Annotated in this window: 4 protein-coding genes; all 4 read left to right on the top strand. The window is 67.5% G+C overall.

Annotated elements, in window-relative coordinates; all coding sequences use genetic code 11:
- Positions 1-277: 277 nt before the first annotated feature.
- The 4 genes from OS124_RS0122785 (at position 278) to OS124_RS25730 (ending at position 4759) form a co-directional block, all read left to right on the top strand.
- A complete protein-coding gene (locus OS124_RS0122785; RefSeq protein WP_040607859.1) occupies positions 278-1276 on the top strand; it encodes a taurine ABC transporter substrate-binding protein in 999 nt (332 codons plus the stop codon).
- 90 nt (positions 1277-1366) lie between these two features.
- On the top strand, positions 1367-2173 hold the full coding sequence (locus OS124_RS0122780) for an ABC transporter ATP-binding protein (protein WP_010142350.1): 807 nt from the start codon (positions 1367-1369) through the stop codon (positions 2171-2173).
- Positions 2174-2178: 5 nt separating this feature from the next.
- Positions 2179-3435, top strand: a complete 1257-nt coding sequence (locus OS124_RS0122775; RefSeq protein WP_029375674.1) for an ABC transporter permease subunit — start codon at positions 2179-2181, stop codon at positions 3433-3435.
- 205 nt (positions 3436-3640) lie between these two features.
- On the top strand, positions 3641-4759 hold the full coding sequence (locus tag OS124_RS25730) for an ROK family protein (protein WP_010142348.1): 1119 nt from the start codon (positions 3641-3643) through the stop codon (positions 4757-4759).
- Positions 4760-4873: the final 114 nt, after the last annotated feature.

Here is a 4873-nt window from a genome sequence, read left to right as displayed (position 1 = left end):
ATCGGGGCGGGCGAGGTCGAGGGTCATGGCGGTATCCTTGGGCGACGCGGGGGAGGAAACGCCGCGCGATGCTGCGGCGCGGCAGGCTTGCCCAAATGGAATGCACGGAAAAGCGCCGCACGATAGGGCCAGTTGACCCATTGCCGTGAGGCCAGTTTGCCTCGGCGATTGCCCCCTGTCGGCGGCCTCGTAACGCTGAACCCGATAGACCGGCCGACCGCCCGACGGGGCGTCGAACAAGGCCGGAGATCATAGCAACATGGAGAAGGACAAGATCATGAAGACCAACAAGCTGCTGTCCGGCGCGGCCTTCCTCGGCGCGCTGATGAGCGCCCAGACCGCCTTTGCCCAGGACCAGATCACGGTGGGTTACTTCCTCGAATGGCCGATGCCCTTCGAATACGCCAAGGCGACGGGGATGTATGACGAAGCGCTCGGAATGACCGTCAACTGGGTCTCCTTCGACGCGGGCACGGCGATGTCGGCGGCCATGGCCTCGGGCGACGTGCAGATCTCGGTCAGCCAGGGCGTGCCGCCCTTCGTGGTCGCGGCCTCGGCCGGGCAGAACCTGGTCGCTGCCGATATCGCGGTCAGCTACGCCGAGAACGACAACTGCGTCGTCGCCGAGGCGCTGGAGATCGACAAGGACAGCGCGATGGAGCTGGAGGGCAAGAAGGTCGGCGTGCCGATCGGCACCGCAGCGCACTACGGCTTCCTCAAGCAGATGGACCACTTCGGCGTCGACATCACCACCATGGACATCGTCGACATGGCCCCCGCCGATGGCGCCGCCGCCTTCGCGCAGGGCTCGCTGGACATGGTCTGTGGCTGGGGTGGCGCACTGCGCCGCATGAAGGAACACGGCAACGTGCTGCTGACCGGCCCCGAGAAGGAGGAGCTGGGCATCCTGGTCTTCGACGTGACCTCGACCACCGCCGATTTCGCCGCCGAATCCGGCGACGTGCTGACCAAGTTCCTCGCCGTCACCGCCGAAGCCAACGCCATGTGGGCCGCGGGCGAGATGAAGGACGAGATGCTCGAGGTCATCGCCAAGGACGCCGGCATGGACATCGAGGCCACCGCCGAGACCCTCGCCACCTTCGAGTTCCCCAGCGTCGAGGACCAGCTGACCGAGAAGTGGATGGGCGGCGGCATCCAGGAGTTCATGCTGGGCGTGGCCCAGGTGTTCAAGGACGCCGGATCGATCCCGACCTCGCTGGACAGCTACGAAGGCAACGTCGACGCCAGCTTCCTGGAAGCCGTCGGCGACATGTGAGCCAGACCAGGGAGGGGCTTGCGGGCCTCTCCCTGCCACGACAGGGACCCCGGCAAAGGGGTCCGATCACCAGAAGGGACGGTGCCCGGCATGGACGGCCTCCACATAGAGAATATCTCGATGCGCTTCGACCTGCCCAACGGAAGTTCGGTGCAGGCGCTGAAGAACGTGTCGATGGACATCAGGACCGGCGAGATGGTCTCGATCCTGGGCCCGTCGGGCTGCGGCAAGACCACGCTGCTGAACATCGTGGCCGGCTTCCTGGCGCCGACCCAAGGGGCGGTGAAGCTGGACACGACCGCCGTTGCGGGCCCCGGGCCGGAACGCGGCATGGTGTTCCAGAAGGGCGCCCTGTTCGAATGGATGTCGGTGCGCAAGAACGTCGAGTTCGGGCCGCGCATGAAAGGCATGGCGAAGGCCGAGCGCGACCGGATCACCGATCACCTGCTGGGGGTCGTCGGGCTGCAGGATTTCAAGGACAAGGCCGTCTACGAGCTGTCGGGCGGGATGCAGCAGCGTGTCGCCCTGGCCCGCTGCCTTGCGAACGAGCCGGACGTGATCCTGATGGATGAACCCCTTGGCGCGCTGGACGCTCTGACGCGGGAGAAGATGCAGGGGCTGGTGCTGAAGCTCTGGAAAGAGACCGGCAAGACGGTGATCCTGATCACCCATTCGGTCGAGGAGGCGCTGCTGCTGGGTGAGCGGCTGATCGTCATGGCCCCGCGACCGGGCCGCATCCACAAGGAATACCGCCTGCCCTTCGCCGAACGCGGCGTCAACGCCGACCTGCGCGAGGTGAAGAAGAGTGAGGGCTTCCAGGAAACCCGCGACGAGATCCTCTCGATGATCTGGGAAATGGAAGAGGAAATCATGGGCCGCTCGGAGGATGCCGCATGACCGGGCTGATCGTCTTTCTGGCCTATGTGGCGCTGTTCACCGCGGGCTACTTCATCGTCCGGCTGGCCAAGTGGCTGGGGCGGCCGAACCGCGATTTCACCTCGCTCAAGACCGTCACCTTCGGGGACGAGAGCGCCATCCGCCCCGACCGCGCCGCCTCGTTCCTGTCGGTGCTGGTGATCTTCCTGATCTGGGGCGCCTTCACCGGCTCGAAATGGGTGCCCTTCCACGTGCCCGGTCCCTTCGTGGGCGATACCAGCTTCAGCTACACGGCGACGGATGCCTCCGGCGCGACGGATGACGCCACGATCACCGTGCGCGTGCATGAGGTCGGCGCCCAGACCGATGCCCCGAAGATCGCCCTCGGCGAGGGCTTCGCAAGGAACGATGCGGACAGTGTCGCCGCCTGGCGCTCGACCCTGATCCGCGCGACCTCGAATGACGAGGGTGATGAGCTGACCGTCACCGCCATCGACGGCCAGCCGATCGCCCCGGGGCAGACCGTGACGGTCGCCGACGGCGAGGTGACCATGACGCCCAAGGGCTCGCTCAACTTCCAGCCTGCCAAGGGTCTGCAGATGGAGCCGATCTGGATGCCCCCGCCCGAGGATGTGCTGAGCCGCTTCAAGGAGATCGCCAGCGAAGGCTACCAGAACTACACCCTCTGGCAGCACCTCGGCTCGTCGCTGGTGCGGGTGCTGGCGGGCTTCGTCCTGGGCTCGCTGGTCGGCATTCCGCTGGGGTACGCCATGGGCCTGTCGGGCTGGTTCCGCGGCTGGTTCGACCCCATTGTCGAGTTCATGCGCCCGGTGCCGCCGCTGGCACTGATCCCGCTGGTGATCATCTGGTTCGGCATCTGGGAGACGGGCAAGATCGTCCTGCTGTTCCTCGCCGCGCTCTGGGTGATGACCATCGCGGCACGGGCCGGGGTCTCGGGGGTGAACATCTCGAAGGTCCATGCGGCCTATTCCCTGGGCGCCTCGAAACGTCAGGTGCTGCGGCACGTGATCCTGCCCAACTCGCTGCCCGAGATCTTCACCGGCGCGCGGGTCGCCATGGGCGTCTGCTGGGGCACCGTCGTCGCGGCGGAACTGGTCGCGGCGCAGAAGGGCGCCGGGATGATGATCATCGCCGCCTCGAAGTTCCAGCTGACCGACATCGTGCTGATGGGGATCATCCTGATCGGCATCATCGGCTACGGCATCGACATCCTGATGCGCCTGTCCGAACGCTTCCTCGTGCCCTGGAAGGGCAAGGTCTGACCGGGAAACGACCGGGAAGAGACCGAAGCAGATGCACTTAGGGGGTCCGGTTCGCCGGACCCTTTCGCGCTTCAGGTCCCTTTGCTTTCCGGGCCCCTTCGGGCAGGCTGCGCCCGTGCCACACCGCCTTTCCGCAAAGGCGCCTCTGTCGGGATCAGGGTGACGTGGTACTTCCTCTACGTAAACCTTCACGCTAGGAAACATCATGTTTCCGCGTTTTGACCTGCCGCTTACCAGTATCCAGAAAGACCTGCTGCGACGCCTCGCGCTGGACGGGCCGCAGAAGCGCGCTGGCCTGATCGCCGAGTCGGGCCTGTCGCCGCAGACCATCATGCGTGCCATCGCCCCCCTGCGCGATGGCGGGGTCCTGCGCGAGATCCCGATCAGGATCGGCGAACGTGGCCAGCCCGCGCGCGAGTTGCGGCTGATCCCGGGGCAGCTCTGCCTGCTGGGCATCAGCGTGGCCGAATTCGAGGTCTCGGTCTGCCTGCGCGATCTGGCCGGGACCATCTTCTACCGCGAGAAGGCCCAGGGCGATCTGGGCCACCCGGACGAGGCGCTGGCCTGCCTCGAGCGGATGCTGGACGCGGCCCGCGATGCCCTGCCCGAGGCGGCCGACTGCCTGGGCGGCGGCATTGCGGCGCAGGGCTTCATGATCGAGCCCGGCCGCCGGCTTGCCGCGCGCGGCGGCATCGCCGCCTGGTCCCGGCTCGACCTGCACGCCCGGCTCGAAGAGTTGACCGGCCTGCCGCTGGCCCTGGAAAACGACAGCCGCGCTCTCGCGCTCTGCGTGGCCGACAGGGTTCGCGATCTGCCCCAGAACGCCTTTTTCGTCCATCTCTCGTCCGGGATCGGCGGGGGGCAGATGCTGTCGGGGCGGCCCGTACGCGGCGCCTGGGGCAACGCCGGATCGGTCGGCGGGCTGATCCCCAGGGGGCCGGACCGCCCCACCGAGACACGCATCCGCGCGGCCTTCGGGGTCTCGGACTGGCGCGAGCTTCCACAGGTTTCCCAGGCGCAGTACCAGGCCGGGATGGACTGGCTGGACCGCGCCGCGGCGCAGCTCTCGCCCGCGCTGCAGGCGATCTGGGCGCTGATGGATCCGGCCGTGATCTACCTGCTGTGCCCGCTGCCCGCCCCGATCGCCGAGGCGCTGATCGCCCGGGTCTCGCTGGTGTCCGAGGCGCGGATGTCCACGCTGGCCGGGCTGGATCCGGCGCAGCTGCACCTGCCGGATCTGGTGCCCTGGCCCGCCGCGGAACCGGACATTGCCGCCTGCATCGTCGCCCGCGAGGCGGCGCTCGCTGCGGAGGGCTGGCCCTGAGCCGAGGCGCGCCCTGACGCCCGCCCCGCAGACGTCCCTGTCAGCAAACCGTCATCAAGCTGGTGTAGGCCGGGCCTCTCGCCAAGCCGGATTGCCCATGACCTCTCTTCCCCG

The organism is Oceanicola sp. S124 (assembly GCF_000220565.1).
GTDB lineage: Bacteria > Pseudomonadota > Alphaproteobacteria > Rhodobacterales > Rhodobacteraceae > Pseudooceanicola.
The sequence above is the reverse complement of the archived record's forward strand: the minus strand, read 5'-3'. Positions and strand labels throughout refer to the sequence as shown.

What these genes read in the sequence shown, in the direction of transcription:
- OS124_RS0122780 (WP_010142350.1), top strand. Translation starts at nt 1,367, where the DNA reads ATGGACGGCCTCCACATAGAGAATATCTCGATGCGCTTCGACCTGCCC.
- OS124_RS0122785 (WP_040607859.1), top strand. Translation starts at nt 278, where the DNA reads ATGAAGACCAACAAGCTGCTGTCCGGCGCGGCCTTCCTCGGCGCGCTG.
- OS124_RS25730 (WP_010142348.1), top strand. Translation starts at nt 3,641, where the DNA reads ATGTTTCCGCGTTTTGACCTGCCGCTTACCAGTATCCAGAAAGACCTG.